This window comes from Streptosporangium sp. NBC_01810, assembly GCF_035917355.1.
Taxonomy (GTDB): Bacteria; Actinomycetota; Actinomycetes; order Streptosporangiales; family Streptosporangiaceae; genus Streptosporangium.
On record NZ_CP109070.1, the window covers coordinates 2,857,028 to 2,880,194 of the forward strand.

General features: G+C 69.2%; 19 protein-coding genes and 1 pseudogene. 8 read left to right on the plus strand and 12 right to left on the minus strand.

Annotated features, from left to right (window positions below; all coding sequences use genetic code 11):
• Positions 1–163 precede the first annotated feature (163 nt).
• Complete coding sequence (locus tag OIE13_RS12870) at positions 164–598, plus strand: helix-turn-helix transcriptional regulator (protein WP_326647089.1); 435 nt, start codon at positions 164–166, stop codon at positions 596–598.
• 20 nt (positions 599–618) lie between these two features.
• The gene (locus tag OIE13_RS12875) at positions 619–780 is read left to right on the plus strand and encodes a VOC family protein (RefSeq protein WP_442811591.1); all 162 of its coding nucleotides are present in this window, start codon (positions 619–621) and stop codon (positions 778–780) included.
• A gap of 103 nt (positions 781–883) precedes the next feature.
• Here the strand turns inward: OIE13_RS12875 and OIE13_RS12880 are convergent, their stop codons facing one another.
• Positions 884–1,240: an ArsR/SmtB family transcription factor gene (locus OIE13_RS12880; RefSeq protein ID WP_442811590.1), complete on the minus strand. Its 357-nt coding sequence runs from the start codon at positions 1,238–1,240 to the stop codon at positions 884–886.
• Positions 1,241–1,289: 49 nt separating this feature from the next.
• Here OIE13_RS12880 and OIE13_RS12885 point away from each other — a divergent pair, with 49 nt between their 5' ends.
• On the plus strand, positions 1,290–2,336 hold the full coding sequence (locus OIE13_RS12885; protein WP_326639886.1) for a cation diffusion facilitator family transporter: 1,047 nt from the start codon (positions 1,290–1,292) through the stop codon (positions 2,334–2,336).
• Positions 2,337–2,799: 463 nt separating this feature from the next.
• On the opposite strand, the gene OIE13_RS12890 is transcribed toward OIE13_RS12885, so the two are convergent.
• The gene (locus OIE13_RS12890) at positions 2,800–4,455 is read right to left on the minus strand and encodes a serine hydrolase (protein WP_326639885.1); all 1,656 of its coding nucleotides are present in this window, start codon (positions 4,453–4,455) and stop codon (positions 2,800–2,802) included.
• A 220-nt stretch (positions 4,456–4,675) separates the two neighbouring features.
• Between OIE13_RS12890 and OIE13_RS12895 the strand changes: the two genes are divergently transcribed.
• A complete protein-coding gene (locus tag OIE13_RS12895; RefSeq protein ID WP_326639884.1) occupies positions 4,676–5,626 on the plus strand; it encodes a GbsR/MarR family transcriptional regulator in 951 nt (316 codons plus the stop codon).
• Between the two features lie 638 nt (positions 5,627–6,264).
• On the opposite strand, the gene OIE13_RS12900 is transcribed toward OIE13_RS12895, so the two are convergent.
• Positions 6,265–6,948 carry a TioE family transcriptional regulator gene (locus tag OIE13_RS12900; protein ID WP_326639883.1) on the minus strand — a complete coding sequence of 228 codons (684 nt, stop codon included), beginning with the start codon at positions 6,946–6,948 and terminating at the stop codon, positions 6,265–6,267.
• 91 nt (positions 6,949–7,039) lie between these two features.
• Between OIE13_RS12900 and OIE13_RS12905 the strand changes: the two genes are divergently transcribed.
• Positions 7,040–8,206 carry an erythromycin esterase family protein gene (locus tag OIE13_RS12905; protein ID WP_326639881.1) on the plus strand — a complete coding sequence of 389 codons (1,167 nt, stop codon included), beginning with the start codon at positions 7,040–7,042 and terminating at the stop codon, positions 8,204–8,206.
• 153 nt (positions 8,207–8,359) lie between these two features.
• Here OIE13_RS12905 and OIE13_RS12910 read toward each other — a convergent pair whose 3' ends face one another.
• Positions 8,360–8,905 (minus strand): MarR family winged helix-turn-helix transcriptional regulator, encoded by a 546-nt coding sequence (locus tag OIE13_RS12910; protein WP_326639879.1) that lies wholly within the window; start codon positions 8,903–8,905, stop codon positions 8,360–8,362.
• 94 nt (positions 8,906–8,999) lie between these two features.
• Here OIE13_RS12910 and icmF point away from each other — a divergent pair, with 94 nt between their 5' ends.
• Positions 9,000–12,251, plus strand: a complete 3,252-nt coding sequence (gene icmF / locus OIE13_RS12915; RefSeq protein ID WP_326830056.1) for a fused isobutyryl-CoA mutase/GTPase IcmF — start codon at positions 9,000–9,002, stop codon at positions 12,249–12,251.
• Between the two features lie 306 nt (positions 12,252–12,557).
• Positions 12,558–13,025, plus strand: a complete 468-nt coding sequence (locus OIE13_RS12920; protein WP_326639875.1) for a hypothetical protein — start codon at positions 12,558–12,560, stop codon at positions 13,023–13,025.
• Positions 13,026–13,147: 122 nt separating this feature from the next.
• Here the strand turns inward: OIE13_RS12920 and OIE13_RS12925 are convergent, their stop codons facing one another.
• The 3 genes and pseudogenes from OIE13_RS12925 to OIE13_RS12935 form a co-directional block, all read right to left on the minus strand.
• Positions 13,148–14,200, minus strand: a complete 1,053-nt coding sequence (locus OIE13_RS12925) for an SDR family oxidoreductase (RefSeq protein WP_326639874.1) — start codon at positions 14,198–14,200, stop codon at positions 13,148–13,150.
• A 1,128-nt stretch (positions 14,201–15,328) separates the two neighbouring features.
• Positions 15,329–16,579 (minus strand): annotated as a pseudogene (locus OIE13_RS36665) (RNA polymerase sigma factor); the annotation flags it as partial.
• A 47-nt stretch (positions 16,580–16,626) separates the two neighbouring features.
• Positions 16,627–16,959: a YciI family protein gene (locus OIE13_RS12935; RefSeq protein WP_326830058.1), complete on the minus strand. Its 333-nt coding sequence runs from the start codon at positions 16,957–16,959 to the stop codon at positions 16,627–16,629.
• Between the two features lie 322 nt (positions 16,960–17,281).
• Here OIE13_RS12935 and OIE13_RS12940 point away from each other — a divergent pair, with 322 nt between their 5' ends.
• Complete coding sequence (locus tag OIE13_RS12940; RefSeq protein ID WP_326830059.1) at positions 17,282–17,440, plus strand: hypothetical protein; 159 nt, start codon at positions 17,282–17,284, stop codon at positions 17,438–17,440.
• A 150-nt stretch (positions 17,441–17,590) separates the two neighbouring features.
• Here the strand turns inward: OIE13_RS12940 and OIE13_RS12945 are convergent, their stop codons facing one another.
• The 5 genes from OIE13_RS12945 to OIE13_RS12965 form a co-directional block, all read right to left on the minus strand.
• Positions 17,591–18,373: a sulfite exporter TauE/SafE family protein gene (locus tag OIE13_RS12945; protein ID WP_326639866.1), complete on the minus strand. Its 783-nt coding sequence runs from the start codon at positions 18,371–18,373 to the stop codon at positions 17,591–17,593.
• Positions 18,370–18,978: a rhodanese-like domain-containing protein gene (locus OIE13_RS12950; RefSeq protein WP_326830060.1), complete on the minus strand. Its 609-nt coding sequence runs from the start codon at positions 18,976–18,978 to the stop codon at positions 18,370–18,372. Before OIE13_RS12950 ends, OIE13_RS12945 begins: the two co-directional genes overlap by 4 nt.
• Positions 18,975–20,369: an MBL fold metallo-hydrolase gene (locus tag OIE13_RS12955; protein WP_326639861.1), complete on the minus strand. Its 1,395-nt coding sequence runs from the start codon at positions 20,367–20,369 to the stop codon at positions 18,975–18,977. The genes OIE13_RS12950 and OIE13_RS12955 overlap by 4 nt, the downstream gene beginning before the upstream one ends.
• A gap of 269 nt (positions 20,370–20,638) precedes the next feature.
• Positions 20,639–20,908: a metal-sensitive transcriptional regulator gene (locus tag OIE13_RS12960; protein ID WP_326639859.1), complete on the minus strand. Its 270-nt coding sequence runs from the start codon at positions 20,906–20,908 to the stop codon at positions 20,639–20,641.
• A gap of 549 nt (positions 20,909–21,457) precedes the next feature.
• Positions 21,458–22,804: a phosphoribosyltransferase gene (locus OIE13_RS12965; RefSeq protein WP_326639857.1), complete on the minus strand. Its 1,347-nt coding sequence runs from the start codon at positions 22,802–22,804 to the stop codon at positions 21,458–21,460.
• Positions 22,805–23,167 lie beyond the last annotated feature (363 nt).

The window sequence follows — 23,167 nt, forward strand, 5'->3', positions numbered from 1 at the left end:
GGTCGTACATGTAGGTGCGGTAGGCGTCTTCCTGCCCTGCCTGCCCGAGGGGGCGCTGGTCGTCATCGCCGGGCGCGTGCCACTGATCCGAGTGAGCCCGGACCCATGGTGGCGACGAACCTGTCCGCCCGCGCGGCAGGTGCGACGTGGAACGATGGTGGGTATGGGCCTTGAGCATGCGGAGGCGCAACGTTTGCGCGACATTGCCGTGATACGTCGTGTCCGCGACCGAATCGATCGTGAGTACGCCAAGCCACTGAACGTCGAGGCACTGGCCCGTGGGGCGCACATGTCGGTCGGGCACCTGAGCCGAGAGTTCCGCCGCGTCTACGGTGAGTCTCCGTACTCGTATCTGATGACCCGACGGATCGAACGGGCGATGACACTGCTGCGCCGCGGAGACCTCAGCGTCACCGAGGTTTGCTTCGCGGTGGGCTCCTCCTCGCTGGGCACGTTCAGCACGAGGTTCACCGAACTGGTCGGTGTGCCGCCGAGCGTCTACCGCCGCGACCACTCCCAAGCCGGGGCGGGAATCCCGCCATGTCTGGCCAAGCAGGTGACCAGACCGGTCAGGAATCAAGAAGCCCGCACCCGGTAGCTCTGCTTAGTGAGATGGACATGAACATCACCATTCACTACGCCTTCCTCCCGCACACCGACCCCGAAGCCGCTCTGGACTTCTATCGCGACATCCTGGGCTTCGAGGTCCGCAACGACGTCGGCTACGAAGACATGCGCTGGATCACCGTCCAGGCACCGCCCCCAAGGCCGTTTCTGTAGTTCAGCGGGAAAGCAGGTCTCGAAACGCTGCCGTCCAAGCTCATCTTGGACACCGTCCACTTGGCGCGTGAGCACGAGACACGATGTAGGCGCGCCCGCTGGGTCAGTCGTGCCGGGGAATGCCGGAGATCTCATGACCGGCATGGAAGAGAGCCTCGTTGATCAGGGCTCGGACGTGCGCGTCGCGGGCCCGGTACAGCATGCGGCGGCCATCTCGCCGGGTCTGCACCAGCCCGGAGAGCCGTAGCTTGGCCAGGTGCTGGGAGACCGAGGGCCTGGCCACGCCGATCGCCATGGCCAGCGATCCGACGTCGAACTCGCCTGTGGACAGCAGCCACATCAGCCGCAACCGGGTGGCGTCGCTGAGCATGCGAAAAGCCTCCACCGCAGCTTCCACCTGCGCGCTTGTCGGTTGTTCCTGCGCAGAGGTTGCACCTGATTCATTGTCGCGTGCATACATGACTACCTATAATCCGCGCAAACGGGCCAAAAGCAAGCGAGGCACGCGAATGGCGCATCAGGATTCCCCTCAACACGGCCATGGACACGGGCATGGACACGGGCATGGCGGCGGGCTCAGGCGGCTGGCGGCGAAACTCGGCCACGCCGTCACCCCGCACAGTCACGACAGCGCGGACAAGACCGACACCGCGCTGGAATCCAGCAGTCGCGGCATGCGGGTGCTGGCCATCTCGTTCGCCGTGCTCGTGGTCACCGCCATCGCCCAGGCGGCCATCGTGGCCGTGTCCGGCTCGGTCGCGCTGCTCGGTGACACCCTGCACAACTTCGCCGACGCGTTGACGGCCATCCCGCTGGCCATTGCCTTCTCGCTCGGGCGGCGGGCGGCCACACGCCGCTTCACCTACGGCTACGGCAGAGCCGAGGACCTGGCCGGCATCATCATCGTGCTGTTGATCGCCGCCTCCGCGGGCTTGGCCGGCTACGAGGCCGTCAAGCTCTTGATCAACCCCGAGGACATGCGGGCACTCGGCCTGGTGGCCGCCGCCGGCGTGGTCGGCTTCCTCGGCAACGAATGGGTCGCCCGCTACCGGATCAAGGTCGGACGCGAGATCGGCTCGGCCGCGCTGGTGGCCGACGGCCTGCACGCTCGCACCGACGGCTTCACCTCACTGGCCGTGCTCCTCGGAGCCGGTGGCGCCGCACTCGGCTTCCCTGTCGCCGACCCGATCGTCGGCCTGCTGATCACTGTCGCGATCCTGTTCGTCCTGCGCGACGCCGCCCGCGAGATCTATCACCGGCTCATGGACGCGGTCGACCCCAAGCTGGTCGCCCAGGCCGAGCGCATCCTCACCGGGGTGCCCGGGGTCGAGCGCGTCGGTTCGGTACGGCTGCGCTGGCTCGGTCACATGCTGCGAGCCGAGGTCGAGATCGTGGTGCGTCACGATCTTTCGCTGGTCCAGGCGCACGCCGTGACCGTGGAGGCCGAGCACCGGCTCATCCACGACCTGCCGCGGCTGTGCGCCGCCACCGTGCACGCCGACCCCGACGGCCCGGTCGGCACCGACCATCACGCCGCCCTCCTCACTCACCGTTAACGGGTCGGGCGCTGTCGCACCATCCCGGTACCGCACAGACGAAAAGCCAGGTCAGTCCACATTTTCGGTAGCAGGTGCGAACGGCTGGAGTGCACCATCGGACCCTGGTCGCACCGGCGGCGTCATGCTCGGCCAGCACGGCCCCGCGTAGGTGATCAAGCTCTTCCCTCGCGGGGCGCCGGGTGAACATTTGCCCACCCACGTCGGCCACGGCCGGAAGAAACGGCCGCACCTGGTCCGCGCGGACGAGCCTGATCTCATGACGTGCGGCACCCGCCGCACCGGCCTGGCCACACCAGGCCGGCCGGCGGGCGCCGCACTCACGAGATCAGGCACCCTTGACCGCGGTGAAGCGGGCGATGACGTCGTTCCAGTTGATCAGGGTCCACAGCTTCTCGACGTAGCATGAATCCGAATGGTGCGCCGCCATCGCAGCTTGGGCGGACGGCAGTACAAGGAGCGGCTAGGTCGTCGGGAGGCCGACCGCGTTGGACGCGTCGGCCTCGAAGTATTCCGTCGTGGCGAAGGGGCCGGCGTGATCCTCGAAGAAGCTCCTGACTCCGTCGATCGAGTCATGGACGATGACGTTCACCGCCTTGGTCCCGTCGGTGCTCGCCACCGCCAGCGTCCACTTGGCACCCTTGGGAAGCTGGCCGTACGCCTTCTTCAGGGAATCCCAGAAACCGTCGTTGTCAGAAATCGTGGAAACAGCCATGACGTGCACCGTGGCACCCTCCTCATTGACTCTCGGATTCACTCGACAATTGATGTGAAGATACTGTGCGGCACCATTCTTGAAGTCGTAGATCGCGACGGTCTGAGGGTCCTCGAGCGGATCGTCCGAAGGCATCAAGAAGTGGGTCTCGCTGATCGGGGACAGCTCATAGTCGAGCTGTTCTGGTTTATTGAGGAGTTGCGCCTCCATGGGGTTCAGGGTGAATTTGAGGTGGAGTTTTCCGCGTTCGGCCGCCACTTCGTAGCGGGTGCCGGGGCGCTCGTAGGAGCCTTCGTACCTGGACAGATCGAGGGCCAGGGTCGGGTCGGGCTCCGGCAGGTCGGGGATCGTGACCGCGCCGAGGTCGGCCAGGATTTCGTTGAACACCTTCCGATAGAAGCTGTCGCGCGGCCCGGCGTTCGCCAGCATCGAGACGGCGATGTTCGATTCCGGCAGGATCCGCAGGCGAGCGCTCTGGCTGACTGCACTGCCGTCGTGGGCGTAGACGGTTTGGCCACGCCAATCGCACACGATGAGGCCGAGTGCCCATTCCGGCCCGAACATGTACGGGTCAGGTATGGGGACCCGCGACTCCGTCATCTCGCGGATGATGCCGGGTGAGACGATTCTGGTCCCGTTCGGCGCCTTTCCTGCGTTAAGGAAGACGTACGCCATCATGAGCAATTCCCGGGCTGTCGTGTTGACGTTGCCTCCGGGGCCGAAGGAGCGCGGCAGGTGACCCAGCGGTGAGAGGATGGGCCCCTCTTCGAGGGATCGGATCAGGTATCCGGTCGCGGCCCGGTTCTGGTCCGCGTGCTCACGCCGGCTGCTCGTCGAGGTCAGTCCCAAGGGGTCGAACAGGCGATCCTTCATGATGTCGTCCCACCGCTTGCCGTCGATCACCTCCATGATGCGGGCGAGGATCGCGTAGCCCAGGGCCGCGCTGTAGCCGTGAGTGTGGCCCAAGGGGTGGACCTGGCACGCGCCGGCGATGTTCTCCACCATGCGCCTGTACACGTCGTCGTCCTCACCCGGATCTCCGTAGTTCTCCTCGATGCCGTTGGTGTGGTTGAGGAGATGGCGGGGTGCGACCTTGGCGCTGACGTCGGGGTCGGCGACCCGGAAATCAGGAAGGTAGGTCCGCACCGGCTCATCCAGGGCGACTTTCCCCTCGTCGACGAGCTGCATGAAGGCGAGGGCGGTCCATGTCTTGGATACGGAGCCACACTGGTAGATGGTGTCGGTCGTCGCGGGCTCCCGCGCGGAGACGTTCTTGACGCCGACCGCGAAGTCGGTGATCTCCCCGTCGCTGAGGACTCCGATCGCGGCACTCGGAATCCGGTACTCCGCGAGCAGCTCGGAGACGCGAGCTCGTATCCGGGTCACATCCAACGCTCTTGCCATAAGGGGTTCCTCGTCCTGTCCGACTCTTTCCAAGAAGGAAAAAGCTACGTTGCATTTCAAGTCTCGTCAACGAGAAACCTCCAATGATGTGCTTCAATACTGGGCTTTTATGCCGATCGTTGCAACAGAATTGTTGATAAACGCAATCCACGCCAACCAGCCGTTGCAATGTACTGTTGGTGAACGCACCCGTGAACCCGAACCGAAAGGAGACGAGCCGATGCCCGGAGGCAGGCTGACCCACGAGGATCGCCGACAGATCGCGATCTGGCTGGCCGAAGGGCTGGGATACGCCGAGATTGCCAGGCGGCTGGGCAGACCCACATCCACGATCAGCCGCGAAGTGGCACGCAACAGCGCGCCCAGCGGCTACCTGGCCGACCGCGCCCAGCAGGCCGCCGGGCAGCGCGCCCGCCGCCGCAGACCGGTTCAGGCCACGGAGCCACCAGCCGACGGGCGGCCGGCCAAGTCCGTGCGCGATTTCGTGGAGCAGTTCGCGACGCTGCTGGTCGGGACCGGCCTTCCCCGGATGCCCGCTCGCGTGTTCGTCTGCCTGCTCACCTCCGACTCCGAGGGCCTGACATCCACCGAGCTCGTACGCCGCCTACAGGTCAGCCCGGCATCGGTGTCCAAGGCCATCGGCTACCTCGAGGCGATCGAGCTGGTCAGACGCACACAGGATTCCGGCCGCCGAGAGCGGTACGTCATCGACGACGAGGTCTGGCTCCGGGCGTTCAAAGCCGACACCGGGGCACACGCCGAGGTCGCGGCGACCGCGCGGTACGGGATCGAGATCTTCGGCGCCGACACGCCCACCGGCACCCGGCTGGGCCAGATGGCTCAGTTCTTCACCTGGATCAGCGAGCAGATGAACAACAGCGGCCTCACCGACGCCGTCGTCCGCGATGCGCTGACAGTGCTGGCCGCGCTGGTGTACGCCGCTCGGCCACTCACCGTGGACGAACTCGCCACGGCACTGGACTGGCCCATCCAGCGGGCGGCCGACGCCGTGGACGCGATCAGCCGTCGTCCGATCCTCTCCGACCCGCTCACCGTGGAGCAGGTCGGGCGCGGCGCGTACGCCATCACCCCGAGGCCTGACCGCCTGAGCTCCGCACAACGCGACGCACTGATCGTCAGTCCGTGCTCGACCCGAGGGACTCGAAAATGACGAAGCCGGATAGATGTCGCAACCGCGATCCCTCCGGCCACACCTGCGCGCCTGCCAGACAGCGTCGCAGTTCCGATGGCTGCGCGCGGTCGAGGCGCACCTGTCCCCACGCGACCGGCGCATCGCGCTGATCCCCTGGGAGGCGAACATGTCGAGCAGCGGTTGCGGTGCACGCTCGTTGAAAATGACCTCAAGTCCTTCCGCCGACTCCCGCGCGGTCTCTTCGCTACCCGGGTCGCAGACCACATCGGCCCCACCGTCGGAGAACTCGCGGGCCGCGTCCTTGCCGTATGGTGCGGCAGAGTGAGGTCGGTGTGGCTTGGTGAGTTTTAGTTTTTGGTGGTAATGGATTTTTAATGATCTTGAAGTCGGCCGAGCGCCTTTACTATGTAGATTAATAACTCGGAGGCGGGTGTACTGCGGCACGATGCCCAGCCGGGCGTGCCAGGCCTCGCCGTCATCGTCCGGGATGCCCGCATGGTCACATGCTGCGGCAGGGGCGGCACCCCTCCCCCCGATCAGGTCCGGGACTCCTACAGCTACGGTGAGCCGCAAGGTAGGCGTTGATCCTGTGGTTTACCTGGGGTTTTCCGGGCCGGCGAGCGCGTGCCTCCGCACCGTGTCACCGTCACTCGGCCTCAGGGTTCGCGAGCGCAGAGGTACGCGTCCAGGTCGGCGGCGCCCTTGAGCATGGCGCGGCCCCGGGCGGACAGGCGGGCCTGCCAGTCACGCAGGGTCGACTCCAGCGGGGCGACGCCTCCGGCGGAGCGGACCTGAGCGATCAGCGGGGCGATCCGCTCCAGCAGGTAGCCGCCCCGCCTGAGCTGGTGGGCCAGCCGGACGTCCCGTACGTCGGCCGCACTGTAGATCCGGTAGCCCGTCTGCGGATCACGGCGCGGCCGGACCAGCCCGGCGTTCTCCCATTTGCGCAGGGTGGCAGGGCGGATGCCGAGCCTCCTGGCCAGAGGGCCGATGAACGTGTCGCCGCGCTCCTGCGGCACGGGCGCCAGATCGCGGAGCGCGGCTTCGACGGCCTGGAGGGTGCGGCGGTCGTCGAGGAGCTGACCGTGGCTCTCGTCGATGAGCCGCAGCGCGTCCTCGGTCGCGTCCCGGTTGACCGCCTGCATGATCGACGTGGCCGTCCGGTGACCGTGCCCGGGCACGAGGGCGAGGAACGCACGCAGGGCTTGCGCGTGCAACGGCGTATAGGTGCGATAGCCGTGGACGGTGCGTTCGGCGGCGGGCAGGATGCCGGCGTCCTCGTAGTTCCTGATCGCCTGGGTGGACAGGCCATGCTCGCGCGCCAGGTCCACTGGCCTCATGGATGCATCGCCGATTGAAGGTCCATCTCGATGAGAGCGGGGATTTCCAGGGAAAAGTTTACACCGAGAGTTCAGAGATACCGTTGAAGGAATGGATATCAAGGACACGGCCCGGCCACTCGACGGCGCGAGCGTCTCGGCATTCCTCCGGTCGCTTCCCGCCAAGCCCCTGCTGCTCGGCCTGGGCGAGGCCAGGCACTTCGTGGAGGAGCTGGGCGAACTGCGCAACGAGATCTTCCGACACCTCGTCGAGCACGAGGGCTACCGGTCGTTCGCCATCGAGAGCGACTGCCTCATGGGCCTCGTGGTGGACGACTACATCACGACAGGCGCGGACACGCTCGATGACATCATGGAACGCGGCTTCAGCCACAACTTCGGCGACTCCCCGGCCAACCGCGACCTCGTGCGCTGGATGCGGGCGTACAACGAGGAGCATGACGAAAAGCTTCGGTTCTTCGGGTTCGACGGCCCTCTGGAGTATTGGGCGGCGAGCCCGCGCCATGCGCTCACCGCCCTCTACGCCCTCCTCGACGGCACGCTCCCCTGTACCCGGGAAACCCTCGACGCGCTGCTCGGCCCGGACGACCGGTGGTCGAACGAGGCCACGGTCATGGATCCGTCCCAGTCGATCGGCCAGTCCGCCGACGCCCAGCGGCTGCGACTGATCGCCGACGACCTGGTGGCGCTGCTCGACACGCAGGCGCCGCGGCTGAGCGCGGAGGACAGGGAGCGTGCGGCACTGTACGGGCGCACCGCCGTCGGCCTGCTCCGCTACCACCACTGGATGGCCGACACGTCACCGGGCCGCGTGGCGCGACTGTCGGGCCAGCGGGACGCGATGATGGCCGCCAACCTGCGTGCCGTCGCCGAGCAGGGCCCGGCCCTGGTTTTCGCCAGCAACCTTCACCTGCAGCGGAACAAGAGCCTCATGCGGCTCGGCGACCAGCTGCTGGAGTGGTGGAGCGCGGGGGCGATCACCGGGACGCACCTGGGCGACCGGTACGCCTTTCTGGCCTCGGCCCTCGGCACGGTCGGCGACGACATTCCGTCCCCGGACACCGTCGAGGGCCTCCTGTCCACGCTCCCCTGGGACCACTCTCTCATCGACGCCCGCCGCCTGGCCGAGGCCGTCACGAAGCCCACCCCGCGCACCTCCCACGATTTCGCCTATTTCCCGCTGGACCCGGCCCAGCTCGACATGATCGACGGCGTCGTCTTCCTCAAGCAGGCTGTCAGGCTGAAAAAGCTGGGTTGACAGGCGCGTGCGTGTCAGGCTGTGCTGACACGCACGCGTATCAATCACACCATCCATGCCGGGCGCCCCCTCACCGAAGGCGGCGCCCGGGATCGCCAGGCGATTGCTGCTGTGCGGGCTGGTCGTCGGCCCGCTTTGTCTCACCGGCCTTGGCTACGGGCGTACGGGTAGGTTACGCGGGTTTGTTCCGGCCTGACCTGGCCGATGGACGTCGCCCAGGGCGGCGCGGATATCGCGGAGGTGGGCGGTGGCCTCGGCGGCCTGAGCACAGGTGAGGTCGGCCAGGCCGAACGAGCTCTCGTTGAGGGCCTCGGTCGCCCGCAGTGCCAGAGCCTGCCCCGCGGAAGTGATCCTGGCCAGGACCACGCGCCGGTCGTCGGGTGAGACCCGCCGTTCCACGAGCCCGCGCTGCTCCAGGCGGGTGACGACGTTGGTCACGGAGGCGGGATGCACCATCAGCCGCTCCCCCATCTTTCCCATCGGCAGCGCTCCCCGCGCGAACGCCAGCAGTTGCAGCGCCTCGTAGGCCGCGAAGGTCAGGCCGTACGGCTTGAGGGTCTCCTCGATCCGGCTCAGCAGCAGTTGCTGCACCCGCATGACGGAGGTGACGGTGGCCATGTGGTCGGCATGCTCGGGCCAGCGGGCGTTCCACTGCCGGTGAGCTTCGGCGATGGAATCGAAAGAGGGTGAACTAGGCACCGGCTCACGGTACTTGACCGGATCCCGATCACCTTTGTACTTTAATGTCAAAATATTTGATGTCCAAGGATTCATTACCCTCCAGGAGAGTCCGGTGCCACGCTCCGACGACCACTCCCGCGTCAACGACTCGCTGCACGTTCCCGCCCACCCGGTGCGTTTCGTCACCGCCGCCGCGCTGTTCGACGGGCATGACGCGGCGATCAACATCATGCGGCGGATCCTGCAGGCCCAGGGAGCCGAAGTGATCCATCTGGGTCACAACCGCTCGGTGCGGGAAGTGGTCGACGCGGTCATGGAGGAGGACGCCCAGGGGGTGGCGGTCAGCTCCTACCAGGGTGGGCACGTCGAGTACTTCGAATACCTCGCCTCGGCGCTCGGCCAGGCAGGGCTGGGACACGTCCAGATCTTCGGTGGCGGCGGTGGCGTCATCGTGCCGGAGGAGATCGCCCGGCTGGCCGAGTCGGGGGTGCGGATCTTCTCCCCCGAGGACGGCCAGCGGTTCGGCCTGCCGGGAATGATCAATCGGCTCGTACGCGAGTCGGACGTCGATCTCGCCGCGCGGCCGGCACCGGTCGAGAGCGTGCTGGCGGGTGAGCGGACGGCGCTGGCGCGCACGATCACCTGCCTGCAGGGCGGGACACTGCCGGAGGCCGACCGGCGGGTACTGGCGGACGCGGCCGCCGGCCGCCGGGTTCCGGTGCTCGGCATAACCGGCACCGGCGGCTCAGGCAAGTCCTCCCTCACCGACGAACTGGTACGCCGGCTCCGCACCGACCAGCAGGACAAGCTCCGGGTGGCCGTGCTGGCGGTGGACCCGACCCGGCGCCGTGGCGGCGGCGCGCTGCTGGGCGACCGAATCCGGATGAACACCCTGGACGGCGACCGCGTCTTCTTCCGTTCCCTGGCCACCCGGGGAGCCCGCGAGCTGCCCGAGAACATCGGAGCGGTGATCGAGGCGTGCAAGGCCGCCGGATACGACCTGGTGATCCTGGAGACTCCGGGCATCGGCCAGGGTGACGCCGCGATCGTCCCCCTTGTCGACGTCGCACTGTATGTGATGACGCCCGAGTTCGGCGCGGCGTCCCAGCTTGAGAAGATCGACATGCTGGACTTCGCCGACGTGGTGGCGATCAACAAGTTCGAACGGCGCGGCGCGGCCGACGCGCTGCGCGACGTGTCACGGCAGCTGATCCGCAACCGGGAGGCGTTCGGCGCCCGGCCCGAGGACATGCCGGTGTTCGGTACCAGCGCGGCCACCTTCAACGACGACGGCGTCACCGCCCTGTACCAGCACCTGAGCGGCCTGCTGGCCCAAGGCGGCCTGCCGCTCCAGCCCGGTGTCCTGCCCGAGGTGAGTGGCCGCGTCTCCACCGGCGCGGCCCAGATCGTCCCGCCCGGCCGGGTCCGCTACCTCGCCGAGATCGCCGAGACCGTACGCGGCTACCACGCCGAGACCGCCCGGCAGATCGCGGCCGCCCGGCGCCTGCAGCGGCTGACCGAGGTGGCGGCCGAGCTCACCGGATCACCCGCGACGGCCGTCGCCGAGCTGGCCGATCAGGCCCGAGCCGACCTCGCACCGGCCAACGCCGAGCTCATCGACGGCTGGCCCGCCGTCGTCGAGGCGTACTCGGGCCAGGAGCAGGTGGTGCGGGTCCGCGACCGGGAGTCGCGCACCCTGCTGACCCGCGAGTCGCTCTCGGGCAGCACGATTCCACGGGTGGCGCTGCCGCGCTACACCGATCACGGGGAACTGCTGCGCTTCCTGCGGAGCGAGAACCTGCCCGGCCGTTTCCCGTTCACGGCCGGGGTCTTCCCGTTCAAGCGCGAGGGCGAGGATCCGGCCCGGATGTTCGCCGGCGAGGGGGACGCCTTCCGCACCAACCTGCGCTTCAAACTGCTGTCGGCCGACAGCGAGGCGACCCGGCTGTCCACCGCGTTCGACTCGGTCACCCTGTACGGCCGCGACCCCGGCCAGAGCCCCGACGTCTACGGCAAGGTCGGCACCTCCGGCGTGTCGATCGCGACCCTGGACGACATGAAGGCGCTCTACGACGGGTTCGACCTGGCCGCACCGGCCACGTCGGTGTCCATGACCATCAACGGCCCCGCCCCCACCGTCCTGGCCTTCTTCCTCAATGCGGCCATCGACCAGGCGCTCGATCGCCACCGCGACACGCACGGCTGTGAGCCCTCGCCCGAGGAGGCGGCGAAGCTGCGCGCCCGGACACTGGCCACCGTGCGCGGCACCGTGCAGGCCGACATCCTCAAGGAGGATCAGGGCCAGAACACCTGCATCTTCTCCACCGAGTTCTCGCTCCGGATGATGGGCGACATCCAGGAGTGGTTCATCCACAACGGGGTGCGCAACTTCTACTCGGTGTCGATCTCCGGTTACCACATCGCCGAGGCCGGGGCCAACCCCATCAGCCAGCTCGCCTTCACCCTGACCAACGGCTTCACCTACGTGGAGTCCTACCTGGCCCGTGGTATGAAGATCGACGACTTCGCGCCGAACCTGTCGTTCTTCTTCTCCAACGGCATGGATCCCGAGTACAGCGTGCTCGGCCGGGTCGCGCGGCGGATCTGGGCGGTCGCGATGCGGGAGCGCTACGGCGCGAACGAGCGGTCGCAGAAGCTCAAATACCACATCCAGACCTCCGGCCGGTCGCTGCACGCCCAGGAGATGGATTTCAACGACATCCGCACCACACTGCAGGCCCTGATCGCGATCTACGACAACTGCAACAGCCTGCACACCAACGCCTACGACGAGGCCGTCACCACCCCCACCTCCGAATCGGTACGCCGCGCCCTGGCCATCCAGCTCATCATCAACCGCGAGTGGGGCCTGGCGATGAACGAGAACCCGTTGCAGGGCTCGTACATCATCGACCAGCTCACCGACCTGGTCGAGGAGGCCGTGCTGGAGGAGTTCGACCGGATCAGCGAGCGAGGCGGCGTGCTCGGCGCGATGGAGACCGGCTACCAGCGTGGCCGCATCCAGGACGAGTCGATGCGCTACGAGCAGCGCAAACACGACGGCAGCCTGCCGATCATCGGCGTCAACACCTTCCGCAATCCCGACGCCGACGCCCGCAACGCCGGGCCGGTGGAACTCGCCCGCGCCACCGAGGCCGAGAAACGCTCCCAGCTGGAGCGGGTCGGCGCCTTCCAGGAACGCCACCGCGGGCAGGCGCAAGCCGCCCTGGTCGCTCTCAGGGACGCCGCCCACGACGGCGGGAACATGTTCGCCGTGCTGATGGACACCGCCCGCGTGTGCAGCCTGCAGCAGATCACCGACGCGCTCTTCGAGGTCGGCGGCCAGTACCGGCGCAACGTCTGAGGCACCGCGAACATCCGCTCACGTCCAGTCGGGGGTTTCCGGTATCCGGGGGCCATAGAGCGAGTTGAACCCCTTCGCCGGTTTGACGGCCCGGTCGCCGACGGCGGTCATGCCGATCGGGCCGAAGACACGCCGCCTCAGGTAGGCGAGCTGCCGCGCCGACGACCGCGCAGGCGTTTTGGCCGGTCCGGCGCACAGCCCACACCGGGCCCCCTCGTCCGCCGTGCGTCGCGGCCGGTTGCGCGTCGCGGCCGGTCGTGCATCGCGGGAACTCCACAACGCCCCATCGCCGTCGGCATCAGCGTCGTGCTCGGCGGCACGGCCCTTGCCGACAGGGGCGCGGACGGAGCCTCGACGCCCGTGGTGACGCGCGCCGGCCTCGACCCGTCGCTCGTCGCGGGCCGGGGCGCGGATGTCGACTTCGCCGAGCAGGAGGCGGAGAACGCCGCGACGAACGGCACGATCATCGGCCCGGACCGCACCGCGTACACGCTGCCGGCGGAGGCGTCGGGCCGCAGAGCGGTCAGGCTGACGCCCGGACAGCACGTCGAGTTCACCCTGCCGAGCGCGGCCAACGCGATCACCGTGCGCTACAGCATCCCGGACGCCCAAGGTGGCGGCGGCATCACCGCACCGCTCAACGTCATGGTGAACGGCGGAGCCAAGAAGTCCATGACCCTCACCTCACGGTACTCGTGGCTGTACAACCAGTATCCGTTCTCCAACGACCCGAACGCCGATCTGCTGCACCCCGACTGGTGGATCACCGGATGAGGACCGCACCGATACGTGGGACTTTCGACTCTCCAGACCCACCCGGGAGGGTCTCGCACAGGCGCACGCCCTCGACACGATCCTCGGCGCCACCACCTGATCCCGCACGGGGACACCCCAGGTCAGGGCAGGAGATGCTCGTGACGCATCCGGGCGAGCAGACCGGTGAAGCTCTCATGGGAGTCCACGCAGTCATGGAAGCCGGCCCGGCGGATCTTGACGGTGCTCTGCACGGAATCGAAATCGCGGGCCAGGATCTCATCGGCGAAAGGCCAGGACGCCATCTGCGCGTAGGGGGTGGGAACAAGGTCGCGCTCCCGCACCAGCCGCTCCCAGACCGGGGCCTTGTCGGCCATGTGCTCCTCCAGCGACATCGGCTGAGGAGCGGCGGTGGGCATCTCGAAGACCTCGGCGATCTCAGACCACAGATGCTCCCAGCGATACAGATCACCATTGGTGACGTTGAACGCCTCGTTACGTGCGCTCTCAGCGGTCAGCGACCAGTGCGCGGCCGAGGCGAGGATGCGGGCATCGGTGAACTGGTGCAGCATCCTCCAGTCGGCCGGTGTACCGGGGAAACGCAGCGGAACACCCACGTCCTTGCAGACCGCGGCATAGACACCGACGGAGTTGAGCAGACTCATCGGGGATCCGATGGCAAAACCGATGACGACATCGGGACGCAGCACCGTCCAGGTGAAACCGCGCTCGTCACCGCGCCGGACGAGCAGGTCCTCCTGGTCGTAGTGGAACATCGGACCCAGGATGCGCGGATCACTCTCCTTGGCCGGCGTCTTGTAATACCCCAGATGCCGGCCGTACCCCTTTCCGCCGGTGATCAGGGTCACGTGGGCCAGCCGTGCCCCCGCGCCGTGCAGACCGTTGAGGGTGTTGGCGAGCATCGCGGTGTTGTCACGCACCATCTCGGCCATGGTGGACCGCTCGGCATACCCGGCGAAGACCAGTCGGGTGATATGCCCCAGGCCGGCGAAGGCCGCGTGCGTGGCCCTCGGATCGATCAGGTCGACGCCGAGGTGACGTTCCACCCCCGGGGCGGGCTCGGCCTCCCGCCGCGAAACCGTGATCAGCCTCACCTGCGGATCCTCACCCAGCCGGACGCGAATCGCACTACCGGACACCCCGTGCGGGCCGATCAGCAGAACCTGCGATGCCATGCCCACTCCTCGGATAACGCACCGATCACCGCCGGAACTGGCTGTGCCCCACTGAGACAGGTGAAACGACCCTAACCGCCACCCCCTGGATGAGGCCGGATATCCCCTGGTCACAGCCTGGCGTGTCACCGCGGCGGCGGGCGGGGCGGCGGATGAAGGCGTCAGCCAGGCGGCTGAAACCCTGCGGGAGGTTCGTGGCTAATGGCCCTCGGAGATCTCGGGCGGCCGGTCACCCGCCGAACCGCGGCAGGTGTGACCGGATCCGGCCACCACCTGCTCTCCTGGTCGCCGCCTTCACGATCCCCCCTGCGAAACAGCGGCGCCCCTGATCGGGCGCATGAACCGGCACGACCTCGTACGTCGAAACGCGCCGAGGCTCACCGAAACGGTTCAACCGGTCCGAAGTTGGTTGAGGGTGTGGCCGGTGGCCCGCTTGAACAGATATTCGGCCCGTTCGTAGGAGAGCCTGCGGCGGCCGGTCTCGGGGCACAGGTCGCCGGGGGCGGGCCGCCGACCGGGACCGGGCCTGCGCTCGGACAGGAACAGCGGGCCGCGACGACGGCTCGCGATGAGCTGGGGGATGAGCTCGGCGGTGCCCGACCGCCAGTGAATCCAGCGGGACCCCGGCGCCCGGCCGCGCATCCCCGCCAGGTCGAGGTCCTCGACGTTGAGCGCGAGCACCGAGCCGATCCCGGCCGCGCTCTCGTGGAGCATCAGCCACAGGGCGCGCTCGCGCGGGGCGAGGTCCTGCCGCTCCCACAGCGCCTCGACGCGTGGCGGCTCCATGGGGCGGGTGCGCGACCGGGGCTCGGGCCGGCGAGCGATCCCGGCGGCCAGGTCTTCGCTCGGCCGGCCCCGGTCCGCGGCCCAGGCGGAGAAGGAGCGGACGGCACCTCGGTGCCTGTTCCACGTCGCGGCGGCGGCGCTCTCCCAGGCGGTGGCGAAGACCTCGGTGACCTGTCCGGCGGTCACACCCCGCAGCGGGATGTCGTCGCCGAGGTCGCGACGGAGCCGGCTCATGGTCTGGCCGTAGGAACGGACGGTCGCGGCGTCCAGGTCGTCACGGGTGAGGAAGGCGGTCGCGGCCTCGGCCAGGGTGACCGCGGTCCCCGGTGTGGCAGCGTCCGCGCAGGCGGCGGCGCGTTCCAGCAGGATCGTTCGTTCCGGCACGTTGAGAGTGAGCGCCGCGGCCCGTTCGAACTCCCGCCGGGCCTCCTCGTGGCGGCCGAGCCTGGCCAGCAGATCGCCGCGCACGCTGGGCACCCGGTGGTAGCCCTCGAGCACCGGCTCGGCCACCAGGGTGTCGACGAGCACCAGCCCCGCCCCGGGACCGTACGCCATGGCCAGCGCGACCGCACGGTTGAGCTGCACGACCGGAGTGGGCAGCACCCGGACGAGCGTTTCGTAGAGGGCGGCGATCTGCGCCCAGTCGGTCTCCTCCGCCGTACGGGCCCGCGCGTGACAGACCGCGATGGCGGCCTGTAGCACGTACGGGCCGAGAGGTCCGCCGAACCGCTTCGCCCGCAGCAGCGCCGCGAAACCGCGACGGATGAGGAGCCGGTCCCAGCGTCCGCGGTTCTGCTCGTGCAGCGCGACGGGTTCCCCCGATGGCCCCGTCCTGGCGGCCAGCCGGGACGCCTGGAGCTCCATCAGTGCGACCAGGCCGTGAACCTCGGCCTCGCCTGGCGCGAGCCCGGCCAGCAGACGGCCCAGGCGCAGCGCCTCCTGGCAGAGATCCTGGCGCATCCAGTCGTCACCGGCACTCGCCGCGTACCCCTCGTTGAACACCAGGTAGATGACCTCGAGAACCGACGACAGGCGCGCCGCCCGGTCCGGCCCCACGGGGACCTCGAAGGGGACCCCGAGTGCGGCGAGGGTGCGTTTGGCCCGGACGACGCGCTGCGCGACGGTCGGCTCGGGGACGAGAAAGGCCCTCGCGATCTCGTCGGTACGCAGGCCACCGAGCAGCCGCAACGTCAACGCCACCCGGGACTCGGCAGACAGCGCCGGGTGGCAGGAGACGAACATCAGGCGCAGGACGTCATCGCCCACCTCATCGTCGAGTGCCGCGTCGGTCTCGGCCTCGGTGCTGTCCGGCCGGATCGCGAGCTCGTGGGCGAGCTGCTCGTGCCTGCGTTCGAGCCGCTCGTCGCGCCGCAGGTGGTCGATGGCGCGACGTTTGGCGACGGCCATGAGCCAGGCGCCCGGACTGTCCGGAACACCTGAGTCAGGCCACTGTTCGAGGGCGGCGAGGAGCGCGTCCTGCGCGAGCTCCTCGGCCAGCCCCACGTCGCCCACCATCCGGACGAGCCCGGCGATGATCCTCGCCGACTCCATCTTCCAGACCTCGTCAACCGCGCGATGGGCGTCCCGGGACATCACGGGCTCGATCACAGCACCCGCCGGGCAGGTGTGCAAGCGCCCGATCAGTCCTCCGGGCCGAAGACCTGCTGGATGGTGCCCTCACCGTCGCCGATGATCTTCCAGAAGCGCCGGGCGAGCTCGATGGCCTCCTCCTTCGAGCGCGCCTCGATGAGCGCGAAGCTGACGATGGCCTCCTTCGCCTCGGTGAACGGCCCGTCGGTGACGGTCATCTCGCCGCCGGAGGCCGAGACGTGAAGGCCGGCCGGGTCCAGGCCACCGGTCGCCAGCAGCACCCCCGCCCGGGTCATCTCCTCGACGAACGCGGCCATCTCCGCGTAGACCGCCTCGCTCGGGGGTGCCGTGTCGCCGCCCTTGGTCGTCATCAGAAATCGCATCGCTGTATCTCCTTCAGGTGATCAGAGAACCGATCCTCGCCGGTTTCCGACTACGCGTCGATCCGGACCCGCAGAAATCGACACGTGTCATCTGACCAGGGCGGCGACCCGATGTGACAGGGAATGCACGCGGATCCACTCGTTCGCGATCCGGTGGCATCGCTTCCCGTTCCCCATCCGACGCGTCAGCAGACCTCGCCACCTCAGGGGTCCCGGACTGGAGCAATGAAGAAATTTCCAACGAAGTAGCCTCTAATGGGGGTGAATCGCCCAGAGCACCCAGCGCTCCGACGCCCACCTGCCCGGCGTCGAGGAATGCCTCGTGCTCACCCATGGACACGTCACCACCGGCCCGGCCGATTCCCCCACCGACCTGGCCGAAGGCGATTCCATCCGGTTCAATGCCGCTCGCCCGCACCTGTACCGAGGTCACGCCGCGCACAATCGCGCTGTCCTTCTCATGCTGCATCCGGAGAACTGACCAAAGCATCGGCGCGCCGGCCGACGAGCACGGCGAGCACAGCCCGGAGATCGCCGGCTGGAGGAGGTCGTACCGCACCACCGCAAGGGCTGGAAGTACAAGATGGCCAAGCACATCTTCGGGACCCCCGGTGGGATCGGCGATTTCCGCTCAGCCGCCCGGCGCCACGAGGTCGAGCACTCCCTGGGCCAGGACGAAGGCGGCCACGACGAAGACGAGGTAGGCGAACCAGCGGCGCAGGCGCTCGGCGTCCAGGTGGCGGCCCAGGCGGGCGGCCGCCAGCGACCCGGTCACCGCGGCCGCCGTGAAGGCCCCGATGACCGTGTAGTCCAGGCCGGCGCCACCGGCGTGGGCGGCGAACCCGGCCGCCGAGTTGACCACCACGATGAGCAGCGAGGTACCGACCGCGGCCGTCATCGGCAACCCCAGCGCCAGTACCAGCGCCGGGATGATGAGGAACCCCCCTCCGACGCCGAACAGGCCGGTCAGCACGCCCACGGCCGCGCCGGCGGCGACGGCCTTGGGCAGGCAACCGCGCCAGTTCACCCCGCCGCCGGGCAGCGCGCAGGCCCCGCCGGTCGGCGTGTTGCCGGCCAGCATCCGCCAGCCGGCCACCACCATGAGCACGGCGAACCCGATCAGGATCGCCTGTGGGGGCAGCATCCGGTTGATCGCGGCGCCACCGAACGCGGCCAGGGCCCCGGCGCCGCCGAACACCGCGGCGATGCGCCGGCGCACCTGTCCGGCCCGGATGCGGGGCAACACGGCGGCGGCCGAGGAGATGCCCACCACCAGCAGCGAGGCCGGTACCGCCGAGGCCGGTGGCAGGCCCGCCCCGTACACCAGGGCGGGTACCGCCAGGATCGACCCGCCGCCGCCCAGCAACCCGAGCAGGATGCCGATCAGCGCGCCCAGGCCGAGTGCCGCGGTCAAGGGGTCGTCTCCCGTTGCGCCAACCGGCTCAGCACCGCCTTCAGGTCGGGCCGGCGGGGGCCTCGGTTGTAGGGGAGTTTGGCCAGCAGCATGCCCATCGCGCAGGTGTTGGACAGCGCGGCGAAGGTCAGCCCGCCACCGATCGCGGCGGCGAGCCACTTGGCCGGCGGAAACAGCGTGCCGGCCAGGATCGAGGTCAGCACGAGGGATCCGGCCACCGGGCGTACCTGACGTTCCAGCTCCCAGCGGGCCCGGCCGGTACGGAGCGGCGCGCCGGCACCCTGCCAGGCGAGGATCCCCCCTTCCAGAACACGCGGGCCCACCGGTCCCGCTCCGGCCAGGGCCGCCGCGGCCTGTGCCGCGCGCTGCCCGGAGCGGCAGACGAGCACAACCTGCTCCCGCTCGGAGCCGTCGAGGTGGGTGCGCAACCGCTCACGGTGCTCGCGCAGCAGATCCAGCGGCACGTTGACCGAGCCGGGGACGTGGGCGGTCTCGAACTCACCGGGGGTGCGCACGTCGATCAGCCGGGGCGCGGACCCGGAGTCCATCAGGTGGCGCAGGGCGGCCACATCCAGCGTGGCGGGCGTGTCGGAGCGAATAGTCATGAGGTCTCCTCGATGGTCAGGCCGCTTTCGGCCGCTTGGGAGTAGTTGTCGTCGATGTGTACGACCCGGCGGCCGCCGCGAGCCAGCAGGCTGCTCGCGGCGGCGGCCCGGTAGCCGGAGCCGCAGTGCACCCACACCGTCCCGTCCGGTATCTCGGCCAGGCGGTGCGGCAGTTCGGGCAGCGGGATGTGCGTCGCGCCGTCGATGTGCCCGGCGCGCCATTCGTTGCGCAGCCGCACGTCCAGAACGACGTCGGGGCTGGGCAGGCCGCGTGTGGCGCGGCCCTCGCGTACGGCGGCCAGCTCGGCGAACGTGGCGACGGTCAGCTCACCCAGCCTGGCGCCGTCGCCGCCGGCCCACTGCTCGGGGGTACCGGTCGCGGCGGCGGCCGGACGATCGACGCCGATGCGCGCCAGCTCGCGCTGGGCGGCGGCCACCTGCTCCGCCGACTCGCCCAGCAGCGTGATGGGCGCCCCCCAGGGTGCCATCCAGCCCAGCCAGGTCGACATCGGGCCGTCCAGGCCGAAGCTCAGCGTTCCGGCCAGGTGCCGTTGGGTGAACGCCTTACGCGAGCGCAGGTCCACCACCCATTCACCGGCGTCGATACGTGCGCGCAGTTCGGCGGCGTCGGCCCGCCGGGCCGGGGTCAGGTCGATCAGGTCCGCGCCGGCGGTGTTCCTGGCGCCCATGTGGGCGTAGTAGGCGGGGTAGGCGTCCAGCCCGGCGAGGGTCTGGGTGACGAAGTCGTCGGCCTCCAGCCGTAGCGCCGGGTTGGCGCCTCGCTCACGTCCTATCGTCGAGGATGAGGCGTCGCTCTGGGTGGCCGAGCAGAAGCTGCCGAACCCGTGGGTGGGCCAGACCCGCGTACCGTCGGGCAGCAGATCGGCCAGCCGCCGCACCGAGGCGTGCTGGTGATGAGCCAGGGCGTGGGCGTGCCGGGCGCCGAGCAGGTCTGTGCGGCCGGTGGTGCCGAACAGCAACGATCCGCCGGTGAACACCCCCACCGCCCCGCCGGGACCGCCGAGCACGTAGGACAGGTGGTGGAAGGTGTGCCCGGGGGTGGCCACCACGGAAAGGCGCATCGACGGCGACAGCGCCATCTCGTCGCCGTCGCTCACGGACACCCGGTCGAAGGCGACCTCGTCGGCCGCCGCCACCAGGTAGGCCGCACCCGTCAGCCTGGCCAGGGCCGGCCCACCGGAGACGTAGTCGTTGTGCAGATGGGTCTCGGCCACGTGGGTGATGCGCACGCCCAGCCGACCGGCCAGGGCCAGGATCCGGTCGATGTCGCGTTGCGGATCGACCACCAGCGCGACCTGCCCGTCATGGGCCAGGTAGCTGCGGTCCCCCAGCGAGGAGGTCTGCACCACCTCTGTCTCGATCGTCGTCATCGTCGTCTCTCACTTTGTCTCGTCGTTGCTGTCTTCGCCGGCGGGTGAGGGCCGGCCACGCCCGGGTTTCGTGCCGGCCGGCGGCCCGGCGGCGAGCTCTCGCCGGATGTGCGTCCGGCGGTGTCGCGGCGGCCCGCCGGAGTGCGCGTCACGGAAGGCGTTCCCCCGACTCCGGCGCGAATATACCCAGGGGGGTATACGTCGGACAGAGGAACGCCCCGCCTCTCATCGTGCCCCGCCCGCCGCGTGGCGTGCGGGGCACGATGGTGTCACGACAGGGCCAGGAACAGTTTCTCCAGCCGCTCCTGGCTGATCGGCGGCTGATCGCCGCGCTCACGCGCCATCTGGCACTGCTGCATGCCCGTCGATATGATCTTGAATCCGGCCCGGTCCAACGCCTTGGAGACCGCCGCCAGCTGGGTCAGCACCCGCTCGCAGTCGTCCCCGTTCTCGATCATCGCGATCACTCCGCCCAGCTGCCCCTGGGCCCGTTTGAGTCGTGTCAGCGCATCCGACAGGACCGTCGCGTCCATCTGCATCCCGCCTCACCTCCGCACCCAATATACCCCCGGGGGTACATGGGTCGAACGCGGAGGGTCTCACCGTTCACCGATTCCCGACGGGAGACGTGGCTTCTGGGGAAGCGCCGCAGCCCGAAAGCTCTGAAGATTTCCTAAATTCTCGCGAATCGCGAGCGGGGTCCCCCGCTCCGGACGTCGAACCGGACCCCTCCGGCCCCCGATTCGACGGTGTTCTCCTCTCCATGGAGACGACCCCCAAGGGGTGCCATCCGGGACGGAACAGCCCCTGCGTCATGGTGATGCGGATCCCCGCCGGTTTCGCCGGCGACGTGGATGTCAGGCTGGGACACCAGGCGAAGCCGGGGGAGGAACACGCGAATACGGGGCGTCCATCGCGGGGCGTCATCACGGAGGGAAGGCTCCCCGGAGCGGTCGTGGGCGGGGTGAGGTCGAGCCTCCGGTCACCGCACCGGGTAGGGCTTGACCGTCGGATACGGACCGATGGCGGCCAGATCCTCACGCTCGGTCACCTCGTCCCGATCCTCGTCCTTCAGGACGAGGTGGCCGTCAAAGGTCGCTCTGATCGCTACCGAAGTGACCGGTGAACCAGTCGCGGGCCAGGACGGCGACGCGCTCGAGCGCCCCCGGCTCTTCGAACAGATGTGTGGCGCCGGTGATGATCCGGAGCATGCTCTCACCGTGTAACCGTCCCCGTGCCGCCCGGTTGAGGTCGAGCACCACCCTGTCGTCACCTCCCACGATCAGCAGGGTCGCCGCCCGCACCTCGGTCAGCCGAGGCCAGGCCAGATCGGGCCGTCCGCCCCGGGAGACGATGGCGGCGACCTCGCAGCCCGGCTCCGCCGCCGCCCACAGCGCGGCCGCGGCTCCGGTGCTCGCCCCGAAATAACCGACGGGGACGCCCGCCGCCCAGGGTTGATCGCCCAGCCAGGCGGTCACCCGGATGAGCCTTTCGGCCAGCAGCCCGATGTCGAACACGTTGCCCCTGTCGTATCCCTCCTCCGGGGTGAGCAGGTCGAACAGCAGCGTCCCCAGACCCGCGTCGTTGAGCACGGCGGCCACATGCCGGTTACGCGGGCTGTGCCGGCTGCTGCCGCTGCCGTGCACGAACACCACCACTCCACTGGCGCCGCCCGGGAGGACGAGCTGACCGGGCAACCTGACCCGCCCGGCGTCCACCAGAACCTCCTCGTCGAGGCAGGGTGGATTGGACGCCGTGCTCTCGTCGGGCTCCCCCACCCCGGGCGCGGCCCTGCGGAGCAACGAGGCCACCTGCTCATCGGTGGTCTGGGCGAAATCGACATACCAGGCGCCGACCGCCAGAAGGTGCTCCGGTGTCCGCAGGCAGACCACCTCGTCGGCGACCTCGCGAAGGCTCTCGATCGTGTCCGGTGTCCCCACCGGCACCGCCAGCACCACCCGTGAGGCACCGCGCGCCCGAGCGGCCTGGCAGGCGACACGCGCCGTCCCGCCGGTGGCCACCCCGTCGTCCACCACGATCGCCGTGCGGCCCGTCAGGTCCGCCGGGGCGCGGTCGCCGCGCAGCCGGCTCGCCCGGCGCAGGACCTCGGCCCGCTGGCGCTCCTCCACCTCGGCCGTCTCCTCGTAGGTGAGCTGCGCGAGCCGTACGATGTCCTGGTTGACGACGCGTATCCCGCCCTCTCCCACGGCGCCGAACCCGAGCTCCGGCTGGAACGGCACCCCGAGCTTGCGGACCACGATCACATCCAGCGGAGCGCCAAGGGCCCGGGCGATCTCGAACGCCACCGGCACGCCGCCCCTGGGCAGGCCCAGAACGACCACTTCCTCGGCGCCGGCGAGCCCGCGTAACCGCTCGGCCAGCCGTACGCCGGCATCCTGACGATCGGCGAACACCACGCCACCCCCTTCCGGCACTCTGCACACCTCCGCTCACCGGCGGAGCTTCGAGATCGCGGCGCGCGGCCGAAAACGGCGTCGATGCCCGCGCCCGGCTCCGCCGGGCAACCGGCCGCTCATCGGTCGCCGCGGCCTCCTCACAGCCGACGACGGCGAGTCTTCACCCCTCAACCCCCAATGTCAGCCACCAGGGCATCCTGGCGGTAGGGCTGAAGGCCCCGATTCAGAACCCCCTATAAGGGAACAACCGGCCGGACGCCCCCATTTCAATCGTCGTCCCGTCCGCTACCGGGGCCGGCGGCTGAACAGTGAGGGAGCCCCCTGCGAGGCCAGGCCGACGGCGCGGCCTGAACCGTACCTGCCAGGTACGGCGAGGAGCCG

Bases quoted from the DNA above. Each gene is read 5' to 3' on its own strand.
- OIE13_RS12870 (WP_326647089.1), top strand. From the start codon at position 164: ATGGGCCTTGAGCATGCGGAGGCGCAACGTTTGCGCGACATTGCCGTG.
- OIE13_RS12875 (WP_442811591.1), top strand. From the start codon at position 619: ATGAACATCACCATTCACTACGCCTTCCTCCCGCACACCGACCCCGAA.
- OIE13_RS12880 (WP_442811590.1), bottom strand. From the start codon at position 1,240: ATGTATGCACGCGACAATGAATCAGGTGCAACCTCTGCGCAGGAACAA.
- OIE13_RS12885 (WP_326639886.1), top strand. From the start codon at position 1,290: ATGGCGCATCAGGATTCCCCTCAACACGGCCATGGACACGGGCATGGA.
- OIE13_RS12890 (WP_326639885.1), bottom strand. From the start codon at position 4,455: ATGGCAAGAGCGTTGGATGTGACCCGGATACGAGCTCGCGTCTCCGAG.
- OIE13_RS12895 (WP_326639884.1), top strand. From the start codon at position 4,676: ATGCCCGGAGGCAGGCTGACCCACGAGGATCGCCGACAGATCGCGATC.
- OIE13_RS12900 (WP_326639883.1), bottom strand. From the start codon at position 6,948: ATGAGGCCAGTGGACCTGGCGCGCGAGCATGGCCTGTCCACCCAGGCG.
- OIE13_RS12905 (WP_326639881.1), top strand. From the start codon at position 7,040: ATGGATATCAAGGACACGGCCCGGCCACTCGACGGCGCGAGCGTCTCG.
- OIE13_RS12925 (WP_326639874.1), bottom strand. From the start codon at position 14,200: ATGGCATCGCAGGTTCTGCTGATCGGCCCGCACGGGGTGTCCGGTAGT.
- OIE13_RS12935 (WP_326830058.1), bottom strand. From the start codon at position 16,959: ATGCGATTTCTGATGACGACCAAGGGCGGCGACACGGCACCCCCGAGC.
- OIE13_RS12950 (WP_326830060.1), bottom strand. From the start codon at position 18,978: ATGACTATTCGCTCCGACACGCCCGCCACGCTGGATGTGGCCGCCCTG.
- OIE13_RS12955 (WP_326639861.1), bottom strand. From the start codon at position 20,369: ATGACGACGATCGAGACAGAGGTGGTGCAGACCTCCTCGCTGGGGGAC.
- OIE13_RS12960 (WP_326639859.1), bottom strand. From the start codon at position 20,908: ATGCAGATGGACGCGACGGTCCTGTCGGATGCGCTGACACGACTCAAA.